Source organism: Gluconacetobacter brunescens, from assembly GCF_048695475.1.
GTDB lineage: Bacteria > Pseudomonadota > Alphaproteobacteria > Acetobacterales > Acetobacteraceae > Gluconacetobacter.
Map to the genome: position 1 here is coordinate 2,363,412 of NZ_JBLHEN010000001.1, position 22,853 is coordinate 2,386,264.

20 protein-coding genes are annotated in these 22,853 nt (G+C 66.7%); 8 read left to right on the top strand and 12 right to left on the bottom strand.

Translation table 11 applies throughout. The annotated features are described in order from the left end of the window. Positions 1 to 44: 44 nt before the first annotated feature. Complete coding sequence (locus ACMAUO_RS10505; RefSeq protein ID WP_420356835.1) at positions 45 to 809, top strand: AAA family ATPase; 765 nt, start codon at positions 45 to 47, stop codon at positions 807 to 809. A gap of 81 nt (positions 810 to 890) precedes the next feature. On the opposite strand, the gene rbfA is transcribed toward ACMAUO_RS10505, so the two are convergent. From rbfA to rimP, 5 genes are read right to left on the bottom strand one after another with little or no spacing between them, the layout of a single operon-like run. Further along, complete coding sequence (gene rbfA, locus ACMAUO_RS10510) at positions 891 to 1,331, bottom strand: 30S ribosome-binding factor RbfA (RefSeq protein ID WP_420356836.1); 441 nt, start codon at positions 1,329 to 1,331, stop codon at positions 891 to 893. Next, entirely contained in the window at positions 1,328 to 4,015 is a 2,688-nt protein-coding gene (gene infB, locus ACMAUO_RS10515) for a translation initiation factor IF-2 (protein WP_420356837.1), read from the bottom strand. Before infB ends, rbfA begins: the two co-directional genes overlap by 4 nt. A 12-nt stretch (positions 4,016 to 4,027) precedes the next feature. Next, positions 4,028 to 4,669, bottom strand: a complete 642-nt coding sequence (locus ACMAUO_RS10520; RefSeq protein ID WP_420356838.1) for an RNA-binding protein — start codon at positions 4,667 to 4,669, stop codon at positions 4,028 to 4,030. Positions 4,670 to 4,703: 34 nt separating this feature from the next. Beyond that, positions 4,704 to 6,239 (bottom strand): transcription termination factor NusA, encoded by a 1,536-nt coding sequence (gene nusA, locus ACMAUO_RS10525; RefSeq protein WP_420356839.1) that lies wholly within the window; start codon positions 6,237 to 6,239, stop codon positions 4,704 to 4,706. A gap of 18 nt (positions 6,240 to 6,257) precedes the next feature. Further along, positions 6,258 to 6,866, bottom strand: a complete 609-nt coding sequence (gene rimP / locus ACMAUO_RS10530; RefSeq protein ID WP_420357263.1) for a ribosome maturation factor RimP — start codon at positions 6,864 to 6,866, stop codon at positions 6,258 to 6,260. 174 nt (positions 6,867 to 7,040) lie between these two features. Here rimP and ACMAUO_RS10535 point away from each other — a divergent pair, with 174 nt between their 5' ends. Genes ACMAUO_RS10535 through ACMAUO_RS10545 form a run of 3 tightly spaced genes read left to right on the top strand, consistent with a single transcriptional unit; the run spans position 7,041 to position 9,930 of the window. Then, complete coding sequence (locus ACMAUO_RS10535; RefSeq protein WP_420356840.1) at positions 7,041 to 7,643, top strand: hypothetical protein; 603 nt, start codon at positions 7,041 to 7,043, stop codon at positions 7,641 to 7,643. After that, positions 7,640 to 8,908 carry an AAA family ATPase gene (locus ACMAUO_RS10540; protein ID WP_420356841.1) on the top strand — a complete coding sequence of 423 codons (1,269 nt, stop codon included), beginning with the start codon at positions 7,640 to 7,642 and terminating at the stop codon, positions 8,906 to 8,908. Before ACMAUO_RS10535 ends, ACMAUO_RS10540 begins: the two co-directional genes overlap by 4 nt. Before the next feature lie 26 nt (positions 8,909 to 8,934). After that, the gene (locus tag ACMAUO_RS10545) at positions 8,935 to 9,930 is read left to right on the top strand and encodes a hypothetical protein (protein WP_420356842.1); all 996 of its coding nucleotides are present in this window, start codon (positions 8,935 to 8,937) and stop codon (positions 9,928 to 9,930) included. Positions 9,931 to 10,071: 141 nt separating this feature from the next. Here the strand turns inward: ACMAUO_RS10545 and ACMAUO_RS10550 are convergent, their stop codons facing one another. The 4 genes from ACMAUO_RS10550 to acnA all read right to left on the bottom strand — a co-directional run bounded on the left by ACMAUO_RS10550 (position 10,072) and on the right by acnA (position 16,130). After that, on the bottom strand, positions 10,072 to 10,959 hold the full coding sequence (locus ACMAUO_RS10550; protein ID WP_420356843.1) for a LysR family transcriptional regulator: 888 nt from the start codon (positions 10,957 to 10,959) through the stop codon (positions 10,072 to 10,074). Positions 10,960 to 11,114: 155 nt separating this feature from the next. After that, a complete protein-coding gene (locus tag ACMAUO_RS10555) occupies positions 11,115 to 12,608 on the bottom strand; it encodes an ABC transporter substrate-binding protein/permease (RefSeq protein WP_420356844.1) in 1,494 nt (497 codons plus the stop codon). 8 nt (positions 12,609 to 12,616) lie between these two features. Further along, the gene (locus ACMAUO_RS10560; protein WP_420357264.1) at positions 12,617 to 13,366 is read right to left on the bottom strand and encodes an amino acid ABC transporter ATP-binding protein; all 750 of its coding nucleotides are present in this window, start codon (positions 13,364 to 13,366) and stop codon (positions 12,617 to 12,619) included. A gap of 70 nt (positions 13,367 to 13,436) precedes the next feature. Then, positions 13,437 to 16,130, bottom strand: coding sequence for an aconitate hydratase AcnA (acnA, locus tag ACMAUO_RS10565; protein ID WP_420356845.1), 2,694 nt, complete (start codon positions 16,128 to 16,130; stop codon positions 13,437 to 13,439). 173 nt (positions 16,131 to 16,303) lie between these two features. On the opposite strand from acnA, the gene ccmA reads away from it, so the two are divergent. Genes ccmA through ACMAUO_RS10580 form a run of 3 tightly spaced genes read left to right on the top strand, consistent with a single transcriptional unit; the run spans position 16,304 to position 18,948 of the window. Next, positions 16,304 to 17,026, top strand: coding sequence for a heme ABC exporter ATP-binding protein CcmA (gene ccmA, locus ACMAUO_RS10570; protein WP_473965177.1), 723 nt, complete (start codon positions 16,304 to 16,306; stop codon positions 17,024 to 17,026). Between the two features lie 41 nt (positions 17,027 to 17,067). Beyond that, positions 17,068 to 17,748, top strand: a complete 681-nt coding sequence (gene ccmB, locus ACMAUO_RS10575) for a heme exporter protein CcmB (RefSeq protein WP_420357266.1) — start codon at positions 17,068 to 17,070, stop codon at positions 17,746 to 17,748. Then, on the top strand, positions 17,749 to 18,948 hold the full coding sequence (locus tag ACMAUO_RS10580; RefSeq protein ID WP_420356846.1) for an acyltransferase family protein: 1,200 nt from the start codon (positions 17,749 to 17,751) through the stop codon (positions 18,946 to 18,948). Here the strand turns inward: ACMAUO_RS10580 and ACMAUO_RS10585 are convergent, their stop codons facing one another. Together ACMAUO_RS10585 and ACMAUO_RS10590 are read right to left on the bottom strand one after the other, a co-directional pair. After that, entirely contained in the window at positions 18,949 to 19,176 is a 228-nt protein-coding gene (locus ACMAUO_RS10585) for a hypothetical protein (protein WP_420356847.1), read from the bottom strand. It abuts the gene before it with no gap. Between the two features lie 299 nt (positions 19,177 to 19,475). Beyond that, positions 19,476 to 20,606 carry a type III PLP-dependent enzyme gene (locus tag ACMAUO_RS10590; protein WP_420356848.1) on the bottom strand — a complete coding sequence of 377 codons (1,131 nt, stop codon included), beginning with the start codon at positions 20,604 to 20,606 and terminating at the stop codon, positions 19,476 to 19,478. A gap of 264 nt (positions 20,607 to 20,870) precedes the next feature. Between ACMAUO_RS10590 and ACMAUO_RS10595 the strand changes: the two genes are divergently transcribed. Next, positions 20,871 to 21,857 (top strand): YihY/virulence factor BrkB family protein, encoded by a 987-nt coding sequence (locus ACMAUO_RS10595; RefSeq protein WP_420356849.1) that lies wholly within the window; start codon positions 20,871 to 20,873, stop codon positions 21,855 to 21,857. Between the two features lie 49 nt (positions 21,858 to 21,906). Here ACMAUO_RS10595 and ACMAUO_RS10600 read toward each other — a convergent pair whose 3' ends face one another. After that, complete coding sequence (locus ACMAUO_RS10600; RefSeq protein ID WP_420356850.1) at positions 21,907 to 22,557, bottom strand: septal ring lytic transglycosylase RlpA family protein; 651 nt, start codon at positions 22,555 to 22,557, stop codon at positions 21,907 to 21,909. Positions 22,558 to 22,853 lie beyond the last annotated feature (296 nt).

A 22,853-nucleotide genomic window follows, 5' to 3' on the forward strand; every position in this document is an offset into this window, starting at 1 on the left:
CACCCCGATTTTGGGATGTTCCATGCCCGTGCTATGCAGGCGCCATGGCACGGAAAGCTGGCCACACGCTCTATCGGGCGCCTTTTCTCAAGCGCGTCAGTCTTTTGCCCGAACGCGTGGCGGAGCCGGAAGCCTTTCCCTTCTCATTGCCGGTCCTGACCTGGCCCAGTTTCGAAATCGATTTTACCACCCCGGTCACGATCTTCGCCGGCCCGAATGCCAGCGGAAAATCCACCCTCATCGAAGCGGTCGCCGCGCTCTGCGGCTTTCCGTTCCATGGTGGCAACCGCAATTTCGCGATCGGCCCACAGGGACGCAACGCCCTGGCCGAGGCCCTACGCCCAAGCTGGTTCCCGAAAGTCACCAGCGGATTCTTCACCCGCGCCGAAGGCTTCGCCGCCTTCATCACCGAAATCGATCGGCTCGCCGCCGAAGACCCCCGATTTCTGGCGGAATTCGGCGGACGTTCAGGCACCGAAGGCTCCCACGGCGAGGGCTATTTCCACCTGTTCAGCCGCCGGATCGCGGGGCGCGGTATCTATATCCTCGATGAGCCGGAAGCCGCGCTCTCACCCATCCGTCAGGTGGAATTCATCAAGATCATCCACGCGGCGGTGCAGCGTGGCGACGCACAATTCCTCATCGCCACCCATTCGCCGCTGATCATGGCCTATCCCGGCGCCACAGTGCTGCATCTGACACCACATGGCCTCATCGAACGGCCATTCCGGATGACGGATCATTTCGTCGTGCTGAGCGAGTTCTATCGCGATCCGGACGCGTTCATGGCCAGCCTATTGCTCGGCTAGCACCCCAACAGTTTGATAACGAACGGGTTTCCAAAGGGCGATGCCCTTTGGTGGGTCAAGGGCGAAGCCCTTGGCAGAGCACTACTCGTCCAGATCCCGCGCCACGTCCGGCCGACGCAGCAGCGCATCGACTTCCATCGCGTAATCCAGCGCCGTGTCGGGCTGGAAATGGATTTCCGGCACCACCCGCAGGCGCAGGCTGCCCGACATGCGCGAGCGCAGAAACGACGAAACCCGATTGAGGGCCGGCAGCAGCGCATCGACATCGCTGCGCCCCAGCCGCGCCACGAAGGCCGTGGCGTGCTTCAGGTCGGGGGAAAGACGCACTTCCGTCACGGTGATGCGGGCATCGACCAGCTCCGGATCGCGGAATTCGGTGCGGGCGAACAGGTCGGCCAGCACCCGACGCACTTCCTCGCCCACGCGCAACTGGCGCTGGCTGGGGCCGGAAGCGGCAAGACCGGCGAGTTTCCCCGCCGGCCCCGCCGTATTCACCTTCCCACGGGATGGGTTGCGGCTCATGCGGGAACCAGTTCCATTTCGTAGCACTCGACCATGTCGCCTTCGCGCAGATCGTTGTAGCCCGCGAAGGACAGGCCGCACTCATACCCGCGCGCCACTTCCTTGACATCGTCCTTGAAGCGCTTGAGCTGGCTGAGCTCGCCCTCGTGCACCACGACGTTGTCGCGCAGCAGGCGCACACCGCACCCACGCTTGACCACGCCCTCGGTGACGTAGCAACCGGCAACCTTGCCCACCTTGGTGATGTCGAACACCTTGCGGATCTCGGCGTAACCCAGGAACTTCTCGCGGTGCTTGGGCGCAACCTTGCCCTTGACCAGCTGCTCCACGTCGTCCGCGACCTGATAGATGATCGAGTAGTAGCGGATATCGACCCCTTCGCGCTGCGCCAATTCCCGAGCCTGCGTCGTGGCGCGGACGTTGAACGCGATGATCACCGCGTCCGAAGCCTTGGCCAGCTGCACATCGCTTTCGGTGATCTGGCCCACACCGGCCGTCAGCACCCGCACCTTGACCTCTTCATGCTCCAGCTTGAGCACCGTGGTCTGCAGCGCCTCGGCCGAGCCCTGGACGTCGGCCTTGATCAGCACGGCGACTTCCTTCTGGGCACCGGCCTGGATACGCGCCAGCATCTGGTCCAGCGTGCCGCGCGCGGCCGTCTGGCCGGCGGCCATGCGGTCCTTGATCACGCGCTGGCGGAATTCCGAGATCTCGCGGGCGCGGTTCTCGTTCTCCACCACCACGAACGGCTCGCCGGCACCCGGCACGCCGGTGACGCCCAGGATCTCGACCGGGGTCGAAGGCAGCGCCTCCTGGATCTGGCGGTTGCGGTCGTCGAGCATCGCACGGACACGGCCCCATTCGGCGCCGGCCACCACGATGTCGCCACGCCGCAGCGTGCCCTTCTGCACCAGGATCGTCGCCACCGGGCCACGACCGCGATCCAGACGGCTTTCGATCACCGAGCCTTCGGCCACCCGGTCCGGGTTGGCGCGCAGGTCCAGGATTTCCGCCTGGAGCAGGATGGCTTCTTCCAGCTTGTCCAGCCCGGTGCGCTTCAGCGCCGAGACCTCGACATCCTGGGTGTCGCCGCCCATCGATTCGACCACGATCTCGTGCGACAGCAGTTCCTGACGCACGCGCTCGGGGTTGGCACCCGGCTTGTCGCACTTGTTGATCGCAACCACGATCGGCGCATTCGCCGCCTTGGCATGGCGGATCGCCTCGATCGTCTGCGGCATCACGCCGTCATCCGCCGCGACCACCAGCACCACCACGTCGGTCACCGAGGCGCCACGGGCACGCATGGCGGTGAACGCCTCATGGCCCGGGGTGTCGATGAAGGTGATCTTCGCACCCGAAGGCAGCGTCACCTGGTAGGCGCCGATATGCTGGGTGATCCCGCCGGCTTCGGCCGCCGCCACGTCGGTGGTGCGCAGGGCGTCCAGCAGCGAGGTCTTGCCGTGGTCGACATGCCCCATGACCGTCACGACGGGCGGACGCGGCAGCAGGTCTTCCGGCGTATCGTCGATGCCTTCGATACCGATCTCGACGTCGCTGTCCGCCACGCGGCGGACGCGATGGCCGAATTCCTGAATGACCAGCTCGGCCGTATCGGCATCCAGCGACTGCGTCACGGTCGCCATCACGCCCATCTTCATCAGGGCCTTGATGACTTCGCCCTGGCGGGCCGCCATACGGTTCGCCAGTTCCTGCACCGTGATCGTCTCGGGCAGCACCACGTCACGCACCACGCGGACCTGGTCGGAGCGCAGGCGCTCCAGTTCGGCCTGCCGGCGCTCACGCTCGCGCTGGCGCCGGACCGAAGCCAGCGAGCGCGTCTTGTCGTCGTCACCCTCGATCGCCGCCTGAACGTCGATGCGGCCCGAGCGGCGGTTGTCGCCACCCTTTTTCGCGGGCGCGCCGCTCGGCTTGCGGCTGGGCACGACACCGGGGCGACGCGGCGCACGGCGTTCTTCTTCCGTGTCGGGGCCACGGCCGGTGCGCAGGCGCAGGGTCTCGCCCTGCGGCTGGGCCGGAGTCGCGGTCGCGGGCGCCGGACGGTTGGGCGTGACCGGGCGGGCCGGCATGATGGCGCGCTCGGCCAGCGGGCGCAGGCGCTCCATCGGCGGGGCCAGCGTGACCTCGCCGGGGATCGGCACGGCCGACACCACCGGCCCGGGCGCGCCAAGCACTTCGGACTGGTCCTGAACCGGCTGGGCCGCGGCCTGCTCCGCGCGGGCACGGGCCGCCTCTTCCTGCTCGCGGGCTTCCTCCTCGGCTGCGCGCCGGGTATCTTCCTCGCGCCGCCGCGCTTCCTCGGCGGCGGACAGGATCATGATCTTTTCCTGCTCGCGCCGCTCCTGCTCGCGGCGAACGGCTTCCGCCCGCTGCTCATCGAGGACGCGCTGGCGGGTAGCCAGCTCGGCGGCGGTCAGCGCGCGACCGCCATTGCCGCCGCGCGCGCCTACCCGGCCGCCACCGGGCGAACCGGAGCCGCTGCCTGCGGGGGCCGGACCGGGGCCGCGCTTCTTGCGCACCTCGACCTGCACCACCTTCGAACGACCATGGCTGAAACTCTGCCGCACGGAACCGGCGTCAACCGTCCGTCCGACCTCCTTCCGGCCCGCCGGCCGCAAGGACAAGCGTCCCTTACCCTGATCCTGATCGTTGCCTTCGCTCATGTACCCGCCTGTTCACCCAAGTTCGCCGGATTGGTCCGACGAACCCGGAACCGCCCTGCCGGACAGCCCCGCAAAACGTTCACTATCGATACGGACGCGCCGTGCCAGTTCGCCACGCGACATCGCCGCATGCACGACATGGTCACGGCCGAATGCCGCACCCAGACCCGCCGCCGTAGGAACAACCGCTATCGGCAGATCCCGTGCGCCGGACAATAACCTCGTCCTCTCGTCAGGGCTGCCATCCTCGGCCTGTATGATCAGACCGGCGCGACCGCCCTCTATCCATTCCCGCACCTTGACGAAACCGTATGTCACCTGACCGGCCCGTCGTGCGAGTCCCACCGTCTCCAGTATCCGGCGCACGAGGCCGGCTTCCAGGATCTTGTCCAAGTCGGGCGGAACGACGACCTGGCCCCGGGCTGCGCGTGAGAACGCCCCTCGCGTCCGGGCCGTTTCTAGCACATCCCGCCGTGCGCTCAACCAGATTCCCCGTCCGGGCAGACGCGCGGAAAGATCGGGTGTCACAACCCGGTCGGGCGAGACCACGAAACGGACCATCGTCTCGGGCGCCGCACGCTCCCGCGTGACGATACAGCGGCGCAAAGGCCCCCGCTCGTCATCTTCCGGCTCCCAATCGGCGTCCGCCGTCATGTCCCGTCCCGCCTGCCCCGACACGCCGTAGCGCTCAGGCCTCCGGCGCCTCCTGCGCTTCGGCCGGCTGCTCGTCCTCGAACCAATGGGCGCGCGCCGCCATGATGATCTCGTTCGCCGCTTCCTCGTCGATCACGTCGCCACCGAGGAATTCGACCAGCTCATCGCCCGCCAGATCGGCCAGATCGTCCAGGGTCTTCACACCCTTTTCACCCAGCGTCACCAGCATCTGGTTGGAAAACACGCCCAGTGCCGCGATGTCGTCGGTCACGCCGAGTCCACGGCGCTTCTCGTCCAGCTCGTCCTCGCGGCGGGCCAGGAAGCCTTCCGCGCGGCGGACCAGCTCGCTGGCCACATCCTCGTCGAACCCTTCGATCCCCGCCAGTTCGTCGGGATCGGCATAAGCCAGTTCCTCGATCGAATGGAAGCCTTCCGTCACCAGCAGGCCGGCGATCACGTCGTCCACGTCCAGCGCCTCGACAAAGAGGTTGCTGCGGCGACGGAACTCTTCCTGCCGGCGCTCCGATTCCTCGGCCTCGGTCAGGATGTCGATATCCCAGCGCGTCAGCTGGCTGGCCAGGCGGACATTCTGCCCGCGCCGGCCGATCGCCAGGCTCAACTGCTCGTCGGGCACCACCACCTCGACGCGCCCGGCCTCCTCGTCCATCACCACCTTGGTGACTTCCGCCGGCGCCAGCGCATTCACGACGAAGGTCGCCGCCTGCGGGCTCCAGGGAATGATGTCGATCTTCTCGCCCTGAAGCTCCTGCACCACGGCCTGCACGCGCGATCCGCGCATACCCACGCAGGCACCGACCGGATCGATCGAGGCATCGCGCGAGATCACCGCCATCTTGGCGCGCGACCCGGGGTCGCGGGCCACGGCCTTGATCTCGATGATGCCGTCATAGATCTCGGGCACTTCCTGCGCGAACAGCTTGGCCAGGAAGGCCGGATGCGTGCGCGACAGGAAGATCTGCGGCCCGCGCGGCTCGTCGCGCACGTCATAGATATAGGCCCGCACGCGGTCGGAATTGCGGAAGCTCTCCCGCGGGATCAGCTCGTCGCGGCGCAGCAGCGCCTCCGAACTGCCGATCTCGACCATCAGGTTCCCGTATTCCGTGCGCTTGACCGTGCCGTTCACGATCTCGCCCACGCGGTCCTTGAATTCTTCATACTGGCGCTTGCGCTCGTACTCGCGCACGCGCTGCACGATCACCTGCTTGGCGGTCTGCGCCGCGATGCGGCCGAAATCGATCGGCGGCAGCGGGTCGACCAGATGCTCGCCCAACTGGATCTCGGGCTTGAACTTGCGGGCGATGTGAAGAGGAATCTGCGTTTCCTCGTTCTCCACGACTTCCACGGCCTCGGTCCAGCGCGACAGGCGGACATCGCCGGTCTTGCGGTCGATGGTCGCGCGGATATCCTTCTCATGCCCGTATTTGGCGCGCCCGGCCTTCTGAATGGCCTGCTCCATCGCCTCCAGGACTTCCTCCCGGTCGATCGCCTTCTCGCGCGCGACGGCATCCGCCACCAGCAGCAGTTCGGGACGGGAAACGGACGTGTCCATCAGAACCTCCAGGACGTCTCAGTGAGTCTTGCGCGCCGGCTTCTCGCCGGGCGTGACAGGGGTTTCCGGGGCTCCGTCGTCGGAGACCCCCATCATATGGGCGCTGGCCGCGATCAGTTCATCGGTCAGAACCAGCCGCGCGCGGCGCATGTCCGACAGCGGCAGCGCCACCTCGGTTCCATCTTCCAGCCGTAGCCGGCCAACGCCCTCTTCGGCACCCAGCAGGATGCCCGAGAAGCGCTTGCGGCCGTCGATCGGGATATTCACCTCGGCCTTGGCCAGATGCCCGGCAAACCGGTTCCAGTCCTTCGCCCGCGTCAGCGGACGATCGATTCCAGCCGAGGACACTTCCAGCGTCCACGCGCCGGGCAGCGGGTCCTCGATATCCAGCACCGCGCCCACCGCGTGGCTGATCTGCTCGCAATCCTCGATCGCGATCAGGCTGCCGTCGGCGCGGTCGGCCATGATCTGCACCGTCGGGCTCTCCCGTCCCAGGATCGCCACGCGGACCAGTTCGAAGCCCATATCGGCCAGGACGGGCGCCACGAGGGCGGCCACCTTGGCGTCCAGGCCGGTGAGGTGAGGCAGGTCTGCGTCCAAAACAAAAAAGGCGGCCGGTAAGGCCACCCCCCAAAAGAAGCGGAAGATGAAGGAATGAAGCTGATATAGGCGATAACGCACGCCGCCGCAAGGTGCATGCGCGGGCTGTGCCACGGCAGGGGCCAGGGGCTACATTACATTACAATCACGTCCTCGTTTGCATGCTTGCCCAATTGCATGAGGCGCACGCATGATACCGCAATGAGGCAGACGCCCGACCCCGAAGCACGCGCCGCGCCCGATGAGGCCGGACCCGGCAAAGGCCGGCCCCTATGGTACGGCCTGGCGGCGGGCATGATCGTCGTCGCCGGTTTCAGCGCCCGCATGGCCACCCAGAGCGAGCACCCGATGCCCGCGCCCGCCCCGATCGTCAGCGATGCCGCCCATGGCGCCGCCGCCGGGGCAAATGCCCTGACCAGCACCCAGCAATTCGCCATGATCACGCCCGACAACGCGGCGCGCGCCCTGCAGCAATCGGGACTGCCGCCCGACCAGCAGGCCCGCATCCTGGCCGGCATCCGCAAGCGCGAATACCGCCTGGTCCAGATGCCGATCTATGACGAGGCCGGAACCGGCGGCGTCGTGACCGTCAGCTCGGGCGGCATCACCCAGACCGTGCCGCTCACCCCCAGGCCGCGCACGGTGCTGCTGCCCATCCGCATTTCCGGCGAGGTCGATATCGCGCCGGTTTCCGATCCCGGCCCGGCCGGCGTGGCGCCGGGGGCCATCACGGTCCTGGGGCCGACGCCGCTGCCGGTCATCCACCGGGACCAGATGCTCGTTCTGGATGTGATCGCCCAATGAAGGCTCTCCTGCCGACCCTGAACCGGCTGATGCCGGTCATGATGGTCATTTTTCTGGTTCTCGCCAGCTTGCAGGCCGCGGCCTCGCTGCATCTTTCCCTCGCCAGCCTGACGCATTTCATGGAATGGTGTGCACCGGCCTTTCCGGTGCTGATGGCAGGGAGCAGCCTGCTGGTCCTGGCGGGCATGATGTTCGAGACCCGCGCCGAACGGCTGGCGCGCAAGGGGCTACGGCGCCGACGGGGGTGGATGATGGATGTACTGGCCAGGCTGACCAATCGCACCGCGCTGGAAGAAATGATGGCGCGCGAGCAGAAAGAAACGGTGATCGACGCCGAGGAACTGGCGGCCGGCCTGCGCGCGCGGGTGATCGGCCAGGACCAGGTCTGCGAGGACATCGCCGCCCAGCTCCGCCGCCGCATGGCGTTGCAGGTGCGCGGCAAGCCGGTCGGCATCTTCCTGCTGGCAGGCCCGCCGGGCACCGGCAAGACCTACCTGGCCAAGCAGATGGCCCGGCAGCTCGACCGCCCGCTGCTGCATTTCGACATGACGCAGATGAGCTCGCCGCACGCCGCGACGCAGCTTTTCGGCTCGCCCAAGGGCTATGTCGGCTCCGACACGTTCGGCAAGCTGACCGGCGGCCTGAAGGAAAAGCCCGACGCCGTCGTCCTGCTCGACGAAATCGAGAAGGCCCACCCCGACGTCTTCAAGAAATTCCTCACCGCCTGGAATGACGGCCACGTCACCGAGGCCTCCACCGGCCAGCAGATCTCCACCGTCCGCGCCATCTTCGTGCTGACCTCGAACATCGCGACCGATGCCCTGTCCGAGATCGCCGACCGCCTGGCCGACGAGCCCGACCGCATGCGCGCCGAGTCGGTCGAGGCCCTGCGCCAGGCCGGCTTTGCGCCAGAGGTGCTGAACCGCCTGGACCGCATCTTCGTCTTCCGCGCGCTGACCGGCCTGGACGTGGCCCGCGTCGCGGCGCTGGAGATCGAGGCGATGATCGAAAGCTATGGCCTGCGTGTGGAGACGGGCGGCATCGACCCGTCGCTGCTGTTCGAGGTCATGCGTCGCCAGAGCAAGATGGGCGCTGCCGCCAGCGCCCGCGACCTGGTGCGGTCGATCGAAGACATGATGAGCGACTCGCTGATTTCCGCCCGCCAGCAGGGTGCGAAAACAGTGCGCGTCGTTTCCGGCGAAGACGGCGTCAGTGCCGAAATCGCCAACGATACCGAGGCCCAGCGGGCCCGCGTCCTGCGCTGACCCGCTTTTCCCGTACGGCGACCTGAATGTCCGCAGCTTCCCGCCTCTGGCACCGCGCGCCGATCTGGCGCGCGATGCTCTATTGCATCCCCATCTTCACGGCGCTGACGCTGCTGTATCCGCCGGCGTACCTGACGCGGGCTGTTCCGGCCCTGCGGCCGGTGATCGACCGCATCAACCGGACCCTGGGCCGCACCCCGCCCCCGCCCGCACCGGCCGCCACACCCGACGCCCCCGACTCGGCCCCGCCTGCTCCGCCGGCCGAAGGCGCGCCCGACAATGGCCAGCAGGCGGCGGGCGGCCCGCAACTGGCGGCCCCGCCCATCACCTCGGACCTGGGCGGCGCCATCCCCTTCGCCGGCCGCATCCTGCCCCTGCCGGCCGGCACCTGGCACCCGGTGCTGACGACGCAGAGCGGCCCGCATGGCGAACTGCTCAGCAACGTGCTGGTGCGCGCCGAAGGCGGCGTCGTAACCGGCGTGATCATCGCCCGCGCCAGCACGCAGTCCCTGCCGACCTCGACCGTCGATGCCATGAATAACGGCTGCCACGACGACCGGAACTATCTCTCCAAGATCGTGCCCTCGGATGCCAAGGTGATGGAATGCTGGTTCACCAGCCACGTCCAGATCGAGGGTCAGCCGCTGAGCGACAGCGTGGACATCCAGACCGCGTTCAACCGCCTGCATGTACTGGGCTTCCCGATCCCGTACGTAATGCTGGTCGCAACCTGGAACTACGCCGAGGCCGCCGCCGATCGCGGCGCGAATATCGAGAACGTGACCATTCTTCTCAGCCCGGCCCGCAAGGGCACCATGGCGCTGCCCGCCCCGCCGGAGCAATGGCTGAAACAGTCCCTGCCGCAGCATCCGGGCGCGGAGCACTTCGTGAACGCCGCCAATGGCTGGATGGATGGCTGGACGACCATGCTGCGGCGCGGCTTCCACGGAGACCTCACGAACGGCAGCCCGGACCTTGTGCGTGCCAGTCGTGATCCCGCGTCGGTTCTGCCGGGGGAATAAGCGAGCGTTTCTGTTCTTTTTTGAAAAAAAGAACCAAAAAACGTCTGATCCGTTCAGGAGCCTTGGGCCTGCGCGTTCCGAGGCTCCTGACCGAATAAAAGTCTTTTTGCTTCTTTTTCTTCAGAAAAAGAAGAAACTCCCCTACCGAAGCACATCCGAGATATCGATCAGGAAATCCAGCACCGTGCGCGTCCGCAGCGGCAACGTGCGCGGCCCGGTATGCACGGCATAGAACGGCATTTCCGGCACGGTCCATTCCGGAAACAGGCGAATCAGCCGGCCGGCGGCAATATCTTCCCTCACCTGAAAGGCCGGCAGCAGACCGATCCCCAGGCCCGCGAGCGTCGCCTGATGCACCGCCTCGCTGCTGTTGGCGCGGAAGGGGCCGCTGGCGGCCACCACGCTTTCCTCGCCATTGCCTTCGAAATGCCAGTCATGCCGCGTGCCGCCATAGGTATAGGCGATGCAGGGATGGTTCAGCAGGTCACGCGGATGGGCGGGCGTGCCGCGCCGGGCCAGATAATCGCCACTGGCCACCGCAATGCGCTTCACCGTCCCCAGGCGGCGGGCGATCAGCGATCCTTCCGCGATCTCGCCCACGCGCACGGCCAGATCAAGCCCTTCCTCGACCAGGTCGCCGAACCCGTCGCGCATGATCAGTTCCACCGCCAGGTCGGGATGCTTGTCCAGCAACTCGCCCATCCGCGCCGTCATGTACAGGCCGAACGCCGTGGTCACCCCCAGCCGCACCAGCCCGGAAACCGATGCCCGGCGGCGGCCCAGCGCGGTCTCGGCGGTTTCCAGGATTTCCAGTACTTCGTAGGCATGGGGCAGCAAGCTGCGCCCATCCTCGGTCATCATCAGGCTGCGCGTGGTCCGCGCGAACAGGGTGGCGCCGTAATGCGCCTCCAGCAGCGCGATATGGCGCGAAATCGTCGGCTGACTGGCCCCGGTCTCCCGCGAAACCGCGGAAAACGAGCCGGTGGCAGCGACGCGAACAAAACTGTGCAGAGCGGATAGCAGATCCATGACCACATGACGTTCGGATTGTCTTCGACTGGTTTTCTTTAAGCCTCTACCGATTTATGCACAACGTGACATAAAACAGCACCGGCATGTGCCAGACGCATCAAGCCGGCAGGGGTTTGCCCTTTGGAAACCCATTCGTTTTCAAATAATTGGGGCTAGATATGCCCTCGCCGCTGGCGCCCGGTATGAAACCGCGCTTCCGCCATGCGGGCCAGCCGCACGAACGGCAGGCCCAGGAGCAGATAGGCCACGCCGATCAGCAGGCCGGTGCCGAAATAATCGTAATAGGTTGACGACAGCCGCACATAGGTCTGGCTCAGTTCGGTCAGCGTGATCACGCTGACCAGCGAGGAATCCTTGAGCAGCGAGATGAAATCGTTGGTCATGACCGGAATGACCATCCGCACCGCCTGCGGCACCACGACGAAGCGCAGCGCCTGGAAATGCGTCATGTTCAGCGCGATCGCGGCTTCGATCTGCCCGCGCGCCACCGATTGCAGCCCGGCACGGTAATTCTCGGCCTCATAGGCCGCATAATTCATCCCCAGCGCCAGCACGCCGGCCACGAACGGCGACAGGCGCAGGCCGATGCCCGGCAGGGCGTAGAAGATGAACAGGATCTGGATCAGCAGCGGCGTCCCGCGCACGATCTCGACATACAGCGTCGCCAGCGCACCCAGCCAGCGCGGCCCATACCGGCGCATCAGCGCCAGGGCCAGCCCAAGCCCTACCGCCAGCACCATGGCGCAGGCCGACACCGCGAAGGTCAGCAGCGCGCCATGCAGCAGCAACGGCAGAAAGCTGACATACCGATCGAACCGCGCCCTCCAGCCCGTCGTCGGCGCGGTAGCGGCCCGGTAATGGTCCCAGGCATCGGGCGCGATATCGGGAGTCGTGGCATCGCCGGTCAGGGCGGCCATCGCGGGTGTCCATAATTGCCAGCGCGCCAGAATCCGGTGCAGTTCCCCGTCCCGCACCATGCCGTCCAGCGCCGCGTTCACCTGGTCGCGTAGCGCGGTATTCCCTTGAGCGAAGGCCACGCCATAAGCCACCTGCCCGATCGGCTCCCCCACCAGCTTCAGGTCGGGGTCCGGCGAGCCGTAATAGAGCGCGATGGTGCCATCCAGCAGCACCGCATCCAGCCGCCCGTTCTTCAGGTCGGTATAGGCGTTGGTCTCTTCCTCGTACGAGCGGATGCGAATGGAGGGGTCGGCCTGCAACATGCGCTCGGCCGTGGTGTCCTTCAGCGTGCCCACCACATGCCCGTGCAGCGCCGCCAGCGTATCCAGCCCCTGCTGGTCGCGCCGCACGGTGATGCGCTCGGTCGTCATGTAATAGGGGCGGCTGAACAGCACCCCCTGCTCATGTTCGGGCGTGATCTCGATCCCGTCGATCACCATGTCGTACAGCCCGCGCTGCAGGCCGGGGATCAACCCGTCCCAGTCGTTCTGCACAAACCGGGTCGGCCGGCCGAGCCGGCGGGCAATCGCCTGGGCAATCTCATATTCGTAACCGGTCAGGCGCGACTGGTCGGCCGGATCGTGAAAGACGAACGGCACGTTGGCTTCGGCATCCGACGCCCAGCGCAGGGGGGCGGCATGGCCGGCGACGGCGAAAAACGTCACCACCAGCGCCAGCAACAGGCCCATCACGCTTTTCACAGAACAGACCTCAAGAACTTTCGGGTGCGCGGGTCGTGCGGGTCCACAAACAGCCGGTCGGGGTCATCCGCCTCGACGATCTCCCCCCCATCCATGAACACCACCCGATCGGACGCCGCGCGGGCGAAGCGCATGTCATGCGTCACCACCAACTGGGTCATCCCCTCGTTATCGAGGGTGCGCATCACCGACAGCACCTCTTCGGCCAGTTCGGGATCGAGCGCCGAGGTCGGTTCGTCATACAGCATCACATCGGGGCGCATAGCCAGCGCCCGGGCGATGGCCGCGCGCTGCTGCTGCCCGCCCGACAGCGTGTCGGGATAGCGCGTGGCCATGGCCGACAGGCCCACCTTGTCCAGCAGGGCCAACGCCTCGGCCCGCGCGGCCTCGGCCGACACGCGCTTCACCTGCACGGGGGCCAGCATCACATTGTCCAGCACGGTGCGGTGGGGAAACAGATTGAAGGACTGGAACACCATGCCGACATGCGCGCGCAGGCGATGGGCGGCGTCCTCTTCCTGGCGGGTCCAGCGTCCACCGGTGCGCGTGATCGTCACGCCGGCGATCTCCACCGTCCCGGAATCGGGAATTTCCAGAAAATTAAGGCAGCGCAGGAACGTCGATTTCCCGCAGCCCGACGGCCCGATGATCGAGACCAGCTCGCCCCGCTCCATATCGAGCGAGATGCCACCCAGTACCGTGTGGCCGTCAAAGACCTTGCGGATCTGATCGGCCCGCAGAACGATTTCAGCAAAAAACGCCGGCCCGGGTTTCCCCGGGCCGGCGCCAGACTCGTCAAACGGAAGAAAGGACCGTTCAGGCAGCTTCAGTCATCCCGCGCAACACATACTGCAGGATGCCACCATGCCGGTAATACTCGACCTCGTCCAGCGTATCGACGCGGCAGAGCAGCGGCACCGTTTCCTTGGTGCCATCGGCGCGGGTGATTTCCATGTCGATCGTCATGCGCGGGGTGATGGTCTCCAGCCCCTTGATGTCGATGATTTCGTCACCCTTCAGGTTCAGCGTCTTGCGCGTCGTGCCGTCCTTGAACAGCAGGGGCAGAACGCCCATGCCGACCAGGTTGGAGCGATGGATACGCTCGAAGCTCTCGGCGATCACGGCGCGAACACCCAGCAGCAGGGTGCCCTTCGCCGCCCAGTCGCGCGACGAACCCATGCCGTATTCCTTGCCGCCGAACACGACCAGGGGCACGCCCTCGGCCTTGTATTCCATCGCGACATCATAGATCGAGCCTTCCTTCCCGTCGGGGAAGTGCTTGGACAGGCCCCCTTCGGTGCCCGGCAGCATCTCGTTCTTGATGCGGATGTTCGCGAAGGTGCCACGGACCATGATGCGGTCGTTGCCACGACGCGAGCCGTAGGAGTTGAAATCCTTCGGCGAAACCTGATGCTCTTTCAGATAGACGCCCGCGGGCGAGCTTTCCTTGATCGCACCGGCCGGCGAGATATGGTCGGTCGTGATGTTGTCGCCCAGCAGCGCCAGGACGCGGGCGCCCACGATGTCACCCTTCGGCTTGGGCTCCGGCGTGATGTCCTGGAAGTACGGCGGGTCCTGCACGTAGGTCGAGGACGGATCCCACTTGTAGGTCTCCGAACCGGTCGCGACCTTCAGGGCCTGCCATTCCTTGGTGCCCTTGCCGATCTGGCTGTACCGCTTGATGAACTCTTCACGGTTGATCGAGGAGCCGATCAGGTCCGCGATCTCCTTGTTGGTCGGCCAGATGTCCTTCAGATAGACCGGCTTGCCGTCCTTGGAGGTGCCGAGCGACACGGTGGTGATGTCCTCGCGCATCGTGCCGAGCAGCGAATACGCGACCACCAGCGGCGGGCTGGCCAGGTAGTTGGCGCGCACGTTGGGCGAAATGCGGCCTTCGAAGTTACGGTTGCCCGAGAGCACCGAAACGGCGACCAGCTTGTTGCCTTCGATCGCATCGACGATGTGCGGCTCCAGCGGGCCGGAGTTGCCGATGCAGGTCGTGCAGCCATAGCCGACGGTGTTGAAGCCCAGCGCGTCGAGCTCTTCCGTCAGGCCGGCACGGTTCAGGTAGTCGGTGACGACCTGCGAGCCCGGCGCCAGCGACGTCTTCACCCACGGCTTCGGCTTCAGGCCGAGCGCACGCGCCTTCTTCGCCACCAGGCCGGCCGCGATCAGCACCGCCGGGTTGGAGGTATTGGTGCAGGACGTGATCGCCGCGATCACCACGTCGCCATGGCCGATCTCGTAATTCGTGCCGGCCACCTTGGCCTTCTTGTGCGCATCGGCGGCGGGAACGCCCAGGCCGCCGGTCAGCTCGCTTTCGAACGCGGAGGTCGCGTTCGTCAGCACCACGCGGTCCTGCGGGCGCTTCGGGCCGGCCAGCGACGGCACGACGGTCGACAGTTCCAGTTCCAGCGTGTCGGTGAACACCGGCTCATGCGATTCCGCGGTGCGGAACATGCCCTGGGCCTTCAGGTATTCTTCCGTCAGCTTGATGCGGTGTTCGTCACGGCCGGTCTGGCGCAGGTAGTCCAGCGTCAGGTGATCGACCGGGAAGAAGCCGCAGGTCGCGCCATATTCCGGCGCCATGTTGGCGATCGTCGCACGGTCGGCAACCGGCAGATGGTCAAGCGCCGGGCCGAAGAATTCGACGAACTTGCCGACGACGCCCTTCTTGCGCAGCATCTGGGTGACGGTCAGCACCAGGTCGGTGGCCGTCGCGCCCTCGGGCAGCTTGCCCGTCAGCTTGAAGCCGATGACGTCGGGGATCAGCATCGCGATCGGCTGGCCCAGCATCGCGGCCTCGGCCTCGATACCACCCACGCCCCAGCCCAGCACGCCCAGGCCGTTGACCATCGTCGTGTGGCTGTCGGTGCCATACAGCGTGTCGGGATAGACGTAGCTCTTGCCGCCGACGTCGGCCGTCCAGGCGACCTGGGCGATATATTCCAGGTTCACCTGATGGCAGATGCCCGTGCCCGGCGGCACGACCGAGAAATTCTCGAACGCTTCCTGACCCCAGCGCAGGAAGGCATAACGCTCGCCGTTCCGCTCGAACTCGATGGTGACGTTGTCCTGCAGCGCTTCCGGCGTGCCGGCCACGTCCACCATCACCGAGTGATCGATGACGAGGTTGACGGGCACCAGCGGGTTCACCTTCTGCGGGTCGCCGTTCAGCTTCAGGATACCGTCGCGCATCGCGGCCAGATCGACCACGGCGGGCACGCCGGTGAAGTCCTGCATCAGGATGCGCGACGGCTTGAAGGGAACTTCCTTCGTGCTGCTGCCCTTGGGCAGCCAGCCGGCGATCGACCTGGCGTCATCGACGCTGTACGACCGGCCGTCTTCGAAACGCAGGATGTTCTCCAGCAGCACCTTCAGGCTGACCGGCAGGCGCTTCACATCGCCGATGGTCTTCTCGGCTTCCGGGATCGAGAAATAATGATACGTCTTGCCGTCCACATTCAGGGTCCGGCCTGTCTTGATTGAATCGTGCCCAACCGACTTCATTGGTTTTTTCCTCCGCGGCGTCAGCAACGGATTATCCAGTTGGGGGACGTGTCCGCATAGAAAGGCGGTGTGTTCCCTCTGGACAACCGGCTTGATCTCCCAACGGTCGTAGAACATACCCGGACGCGGTGACGACACAAGCTGGCCCCGGTAACAAGAACGCGGGAACAGGCATGCGCCGCCCCGCCGCCGCCGCCGATCACAAGCCGAGGACGATCGCCATCCCTGCCTCCCGCCCCCCTGCCGGCCCGCTGCTGACTGTCGAGAATATCTCTGTTTTCAGAGGGGAAAGACTGGTTCTCGACGCTGTCGGGCTGCATCTGGACGCCGGCGAGGCCCTGTTGCTGACCGGCCCGAACGGCGCAGGAAAGTCGACCCTGCTGCGCGTTCTTGCGGGATTGCGAAAACCTGAAGGCGGCCATGTCCTGTGGTCCGGGATCGACGCCCTGGCCGACCGCACGGCCCATGCGGAGCGGGTGGCCTATCTGGGCCACCAGGATGCCCTGAAACCCGGCCTGACCCTGCGCGAGAATCTGGCCCTACCCGCCCGCGCCGCCGGATCGAACCCCGACCAGGCCATGAAATCGCTCGATCTTCTGCCGTTGGCCGACCTGCCGGCCCGCATGCTCTCGGCCGGGCAGAAACGCCGCGCCGCGCTGGCACGGGTGGTGCTGGCCCGCGCGCCCCTCTGGCTGCTCGACGAACCCAGCCTGGGGCTGGACACACGCTCCATCGGCCTGCTCGAGGCCCTGTTCCACGCCCATCGCGAGGCTGGCGGAATCGTGATCGCGACCACCCATGTCCCCCTGCCCCTGCCCGATGCCCACACCCTGGCATTGCCCGGCGCCGGCACCCTGGACACCGCGGAAGAGATGGACATGGAGTCGTGGACATGAAGGCCGGGGACATGAAGGCCGGGGACATGAAGGCCGAGGCCATGCGCGCATCCATCCCCGCCCTGCTGGCGGCCGTCATCGGGCGCGACCTGCGGCTGGCGCTGCGCCACGGCGCCGACACGCTGGGGGCGGTGCTGTTCTTCATCCTCGCCGGCGCGCTGTTTCCCCTCGCCCTCGGCCCGTCGCCGGAGCTGCTGCGCCGCATGGCCCCCGGCATCGTCTGGGTCTGCGCGCTGCTGGCCGCGCTGCTGCCGCTTGACCGTCTGTTCGGATCGGAACTGGAAGACGGCTCGCTGGACCAGCTCATGCTGTCCGGCCTGCCGCCGGCCCTGGTGGCGCTGGCCAAGATGATCGCGCACTGGCTCACCACCGGCCTGCCGCTGCTGCTGGCCGCCGCCCCGCTGGCCATCATGCTCGGCCTGCCGCTGCCGGTGCTGCCGATCCTGCTGGGCGGGCTCGCGCTCGGCACCGCCGTGCTGTCGCTGATCGGCGGCATGGCGGCGTCGATCGTGCTGGGCGCGCGCCGGGGCGGCGTGCTGCTGCCGCTGCTGGTGCTGCCGCTGGCCACCCCCGCCCTGATCTTCGGCGCGGCGGCGCTCGACGCCGCCCAGACCGGCCTCTCCTGGCGGCCCGACCTGGAACTGCTGGGCGCCTTCCTCGCCGGCGCGCTGCCGCTCTGCCCGCTGGCCGCCGGCGCCGGCCTGCGCGCCGCCGTCGAATAGATGGCCGACGCGCCCTGCGGAACCGGCACGCTCGACGGCCGCAACCCCGGCATCGACCTCGTGCGCGGCGCGTCGATCCTCCTCGTCGTCTCGCACCACATGGCGCTGCGGATTCCGCTGGCAAAGACCGGCCTCGCCGGCATCGTCCCCCTGCCGATCCTGCGCCTCTTCAGCTGGTTCGGCGCGGAGGCCGTCTCCCTGTTCTTCGTCGTGTCCGGCTTTCTCGTCACCAGCCACACGATCCGGCGCTGGAGCTCGCTGTCCACGCTCGACCCACGCGCCTTCTATGCCCGCCGTCTGGCCCGCATCGCCCCCTGCCTGCTCGCCCTGATCGGCCTCCTCACCCTGCTCGACCTGCTCGGCGTGCCCGATTACGTCATCACCCGCGCCGACCAGAGCCTTCCGCGCGCGATCGTCTCCGCCCTGGCCATGCACCTGAACTGGTACGAAGGGCACACGGGCTACCTGCCGGGCGGCTGGGACGTCTTATGGTCCCTGTCGATCGAGGAACTCTTCTATCTCGTCTTCCCCATCATCTGCCTGTGCCTGGCCCGCGCGCCCGGACTGCGCACAGGCCTGTTCGCGCTGCTGGCACTCTCGCTGCCATTCGCCCTCGATGCCTTGGCCAATGCCCCGGAAATCTGGCAGGAAAAAGCCTATCTGCCGGGAATGGCCGCCATCGCGGCCGGCATCTGCGCGGCGGTGCTGATCGCCGGCCGCCCGGCCCCGCGCCCCGGCATCGTCATCGCCCTCGGCTACTCCGCCCTCCTGGCGCTGCTGGCCGTCTTCCTGGAGGAAAACGCGCTCTGGAGCGTGCTGGGCAACAGCACGATGCTGGTGCTGACCCTCGGCTGCGCCCTGCTGCTGGCCGCCTTCCAGTGGGGCTGGGGGCAGCGCCGCCTGATGCACGGCACGCGATGGCTCCGCTCCTACGGCTTCATGAGCTACGAAATCTACCTGACCCACATGTTCGTGGTGTTCCCGCTCGTCGGCCTGTTTCACCTCAGCGGCGGCGACATGCGCACCGGCTGGCTCTGGTTTCCGCCCGCCTTCGCCCTGTCCTGGCTGCTGGGGTGGGGAACCGACAGGCTGGTCTCGACACCGGCCAACCGCCTGCTGCGCCGGTGGCTTCAGGTCGGGGCGCCGCCCCGAACCCCGCCAAAGGGCATCGCCCTTTGGAAACCCAGTCGTGGTGCGTGATTACTGGATACTGTCACCCTCGCGCCGGCTGGTCCGCATGAGCCAGTCGATCTGATTGCGCACCTTCAACCAGAATAAGGCATCGTCAGGCAGATTCTGATCCAGGCAGCGGGCGATATGACGCATCGTCATGCCGCGCGCGCCATCGCCACACGCAACGATAAGAGAATGCGCCATCGCCCGGACGCTCACCTTCTCCCGCGCACGCGCCTGCGATCTTTCCAGCATATCGGCCTCGACCGTTGATGATGATCCATATGAGGAAGAAACCGGCCGATCGGCGGGAAATGGATCGTTCCCGTACCAGCGTCCTGAGACAGGGCATGCAAAACAGGACCTCTTCGGTCCTACTTCTGCCTGCCCAGGCTCTTCGGATCAGCCCGGCTACCGTCGCGCAAAGAACCCGGGAAGATGGTTTTATTATGACTGCCCACGGCCCCTGAACAGAAAACCCGTCGCCAGGGCGACGGGTTTTCGCAAAATGCCGACCACCGAAAGCCCCCCGCGAGAGGGCCTCCCCGATGGCTTCAGATATAATGCTCGGCCAGCGGCGCGAAACCATTGAACCGCGTGGAGCAGTAGGTCGAGACGTATGCCCCGGTCGACAGCAGCTCGATCCGGTCGCCCGACGCCAGGTCCAGCGGCAGGGCGTACGGCGCCTTTTCGTACATGATGTCCGCGCCGTCGCAGGTCGGGCCGGCAATCGCCACCCGGCCCGTGGCGCCGCCATCATGCGGCGTGCGGATACCGTAGCGGATCGACTCGCCCTCGGTCTCGGCCAGACCGCCGAACCGGCCGATATCCAGATAGACCCAGCGCACGTCGTCCTTCAGCCCGCGACCGGTCACCAGCACGACCTCCGACGACACCACCCCGGCATCGCCGACGATGAAGCGGCCCGGCTCGACGATCATGTCCGGCAGGTCGTTGCCGAAATGCTCGGTCATCGCGTGGCTGATCGCCAGCGCGAACCGGTCGATCTCCGGCACGTCCTCGCGGTAGCGGATCGGGAAGCCACCGCCCAGATTGACCATGCGCAGGTTCAGCCCCGCCGCGGCCAAGTCCGTGAACAGCATGCCGACCCGCGCGATCGCGGCTTCATACGCATCGGTCGTCGTCTGCTGGCTGCCGACATGGAATGACAGGCCATACGGGTCCAGCCCCAGTTCGCGGGCACGCAGCATCAGGTCGCGCGCGCTGTCCAGCGTGGTGCCGAACTTGCGCGACAGCGGCCATTCCGCGCCCTCGTTCTCGACGATCAGGCGGCAATAGACGCGCGATCCCGGCGCATGGCGGGCCAGCTTCTCCAGTTCCTCGATGCAGTCGAAGGCATACATCGTCACGCCGGCCGCATGGGCATTGGCGATCGCCGACACCTTCTTGACGGTATTGCCGAACGAGATGTCCCGCGCCTGCGCCCCGGCATCGAGGCACATGCGGATCTCTTCCCACGACGCGGCATCGAAGGCCGAGCCCAGCGACACCAGCCGGCGCAGAATGGCTTCCGCCGGGTTGGCTTTCACGGCATAATAGATGCGCGCCAGCGGCAGCACATGGCGCAGCGAGCGATAGCGGGCCTCGACGCGATCGACATCGACGACGAGGCAGGGCGTGGCGGGCGCATGCTCCGCCAGAAAATGGGCGATTTTGGGAGTCATCGCACCCAAATCCCTTCTGTGAAATCCATCCGGGATCAGAGCCGGACAGGTGTTGCGAAACGGTCTAACGGACCAGCGACCAGGACCGGGCCCCGAAGGACCCCCAATTGCCAGAACGCTTGACGTCGTTGCGTAACCTCAGAGGGCCAGTGGCACGTGCGTTGTTGCGTGGAGAGCGCATATGGGGGCAAAGCACTCGGCACGCAACAGAAAAATCATCCCCATCGCATGTTTTTTCGTTAGGTAGTGCAAACCCGCCGGGCGATGGCCGCCCACTCCGGGGCGCAGGCCGCCCCTACCCCGACCGACGGAGTCAGCTTGATCGTCCTGCAGCCCGAAAAATCCGAGCATCTCGCCCCCGCGGCCATCGACCCGTGGCAACTCTGGCGGCCGGTCCTGCGCCGCATCCTGCGCAATCTGACATCGGACCAGATCACCCTGGCGGCGGCGGGGTGCGCGTTCTACGCGACACTTTCCCTTTTCCCCGCCATCAGCACCCTGATCTCGATCTACGGGCTGGTGCTGGACCCGGACACGGTGGAACCGCAGCTCGACCTGCTGCGGCACCTGCTGCCGCCCGCCGCCTTCACCCTGATCGGCGAACGCATCCACACCCTGGCGGCCGAACCCCATTCGTCGCTGACGCTCAACCTGATCATTTCCACCAGCATCGCGCTCTGGTCGGCCTCGGCCGCCACGCGCTCGATCATCTCCGCCGTCAATATCGCCTACGGCACCACCGAGACGCGGGGCTTCATCCGCTTCCAGATGGTGGCGCTGGGCATGACGCTATGCGCGATCTGCGGCGCGGTGCTCACGCTCGCGGTGATGGTGGCGCTGCCGGTCCTGATCAATTTCATTCCCGAGCGCCTCGGCCTGGCACCGCCACCCTGGTCGGTCGAACTGCTGGTGCAGACGGGCGGCCCGCTCCTGCTGCTGCTGTTCGTGCTGGTGGCCTGCACCCTGCTCTACCGGCTCGGCCCAAGCCGCCCGGCCGTCCCATGGCGCCGCATCCTGCCCGGCTCCTGCGCGGCGACGCTGATCTGGATCCTCACATCGCTCGGGGTCTCGTACTATATCGGCACCATCGCCCCGTACAACGCCACATACGGCCCGCTGGGCGCGGTGGCGGCAACGATGATGTGGTTCTTCGTAACCGCCTACGTCATCATGCTGGGCGCGGAACTGAATGCGGGGCTGGAAGCCGAAATGGACCGGGTCCGCTCCGAAGCCCCCGGGCCACCCCCGTAAACCATCGGCAGGGCCGACCCACCGGAAGGAGAAGGCCGGCCGATACCGGTCAGTGGCGGCGGGGCGTGGCCGGCGCGTGGCGCACGGCATGCGGCCCGGCGGCGGCGATCGCATCGGCGCTGCTGTCCGCCGCTTCGGCCTGCGCGACTTCGACGGCCGACGCCGACTGAATCACGACATGGGCGGTCCCGGCACTGAGCATCCCCAGCTGCGCGGCGGCAGCGGGCGAGAGGTCGATGATCCGGCTGCCATGGAACGGGCCACGGTCATTCACCGTCACCACCACCGAACGGCCGGTCTCCTGCGAGCGCACCAGCAGCCGCGTGCCCATCGGCAGGGTCGGATGCGCGGCCGTCAGCGCCTTGGGATCGAACGTGCTGCCCGACGAGGTCCGGCTCACCGCCTGGCGGCGGGGGCGGCGCATATGGCCATACCAGCTCGCCACGCCCTGCTCGGACCATGCGAGGGCGGACCGGCTGGCGGCCGCAAGGGTGTGGGTCCGCCGCGCCAGCGCCGCGCGGACCGAAGCCGCCCACGCCGTCACCGGGCGGCCATCGGCCCCCACCGCCTGCGCATCGGCGGCAGCACCATCGGACGACGCGCGCATCGGTGCAGCATCCGTTCCCTCACGGGCACTGGCGGCGGACATGAAGAAAACGAGACAGAGCAGCGACAGCATCGCCTGTCCACCCGTTCGCATTCTTCGCGTTGCCCGATGCAGTTTCAATGCGCTCTCAGTCCTTTTCGGATCGTTCATTCAGTATCGGGCCGCAATAGAGCAGTCCCGTCACCACCGAGTCCAGTTTTTTCCGCCACGATACCGGCGCGGCGGCCGGGAAAGAGTCCCTGCCGCCCCGGTTTTCCCGTGCCGGTTCACGTTTTCGCGGTGAATTATGGCAATTTTCAGCCTTCATTACTGCCGCCCCTTCACAGGCCGGCGAGCGGGGTGCCGCAAGCCGCGCGATCATTCTCTTGGAACCGGCCGAAGAGCGTGCT

Excerpts from the sequence above, each read along its gene's own strand:
- ACMAUO_RS10505 (WP_420356835.1), top strand. The coding sequence starts at position 45 with ATGGCACGGAAAGCTGGCCACACGCTCTATCGGGCGCCTTTTCTCAAG.
- rbfA (WP_420356836.1), bottom strand. The coding sequence starts at position 1,331 with ATGAGCCGCAACCCATCCCGTGGGAAGGTGAATACGGCGGGGCCGGCG.
- infB (WP_420356837.1), bottom strand. The coding sequence starts at position 4,015 with ATGAGCGAAGGCAACGATCAGGATCAGGGTAAGGGACGCTTGTCCTTG.
- ACMAUO_RS10520 (WP_420356838.1), bottom strand. The coding sequence starts at position 4,669 with ATGACGGCGGACGCCGATTGGGAGCCGGAAGATGACGAGCGGGGGCCT.
- nusA (WP_420356839.1), bottom strand. The coding sequence starts at position 6,239 with ATGGACACGTCCGTTTCCCGTCCCGAACTGCTGCTGGTGGCGGATGCC.
- ACMAUO_RS10535 (WP_420356840.1), top strand. The coding sequence starts at position 7,041 with ATGAGGCAGACGCCCGACCCCGAAGCACGCGCCGCGCCCGATGAGGCC.
- ACMAUO_RS10540 (WP_420356841.1), top strand. The coding sequence starts at position 7,640 with ATGAAGGCTCTCCTGCCGACCCTGAACCGGCTGATGCCGGTCATGATG.
- ACMAUO_RS10545 (WP_420356842.1), top strand. The coding sequence starts at position 8,935 with ATGTCCGCAGCTTCCCGCCTCTGGCACCGCGCGCCGATCTGGCGCGCG.
- ACMAUO_RS10550 (WP_420356843.1), bottom strand. The coding sequence starts at position 10,959 with ATGGATCTGCTATCCGCTCTGCACAGTTTTGTTCGCGTCGCTGCCACC.
- ACMAUO_RS10555 (WP_420356844.1), bottom strand. The coding sequence starts at position 12,608 with ATGGGCCTGTTGCTGGCGCTGGTGGTGACGTTTTTCGCCGTCGCCGGC.
- acnA (WP_420356845.1), bottom strand. The coding sequence starts at position 16,130 with ATGAAGTCGGTTGGGCACGATTCAATCAAGACAGGCCGGACCCTGAAT.
- ccmA (WP_473965177.1), top strand. The coding sequence starts at position 16,304 with ATGCGCCGCCCCGCCGCCGCCGCCGATCACAAGCCGAGGACGATCGCC.
- ccmB (WP_420357266.1), top strand. The coding sequence starts at position 17,068 with ATGCGCGCATCCATCCCCGCCCTGCTGGCGGCCGTCATCGGGCGCGAC.
- ACMAUO_RS10580 (WP_420356846.1), top strand. The coding sequence starts at position 17,749 with ATGGCCGACGCGCCCTGCGGAACCGGCACGCTCGACGGCCGCAACCCC.
- ACMAUO_RS10585 (WP_420356847.1), bottom strand. The coding sequence starts at position 19,176 with ATGCTGGAAAGATCGCAGGCGCGTGCGCGGGAGAAGGTGAGCGTCCGG.
- ACMAUO_RS10590 (WP_420356848.1), bottom strand. The coding sequence starts at position 20,606 with ATGACTCCCAAAATCGCCCATTTTCTGGCGGAGCATGCGCCCGCCACG.
- ACMAUO_RS10595 (WP_420356849.1), top strand. The coding sequence starts at position 20,871 with ATGGCCGCCCACTCCGGGGCGCAGGCCGCCCCTACCCCGACCGACGGA.
- ACMAUO_RS10600 (WP_420356850.1), bottom strand. The coding sequence starts at position 22,557 with ATGCGAACGGGTGGACAGGCGATGCTGTCGCTGCTCTGTCTCGTTTTC.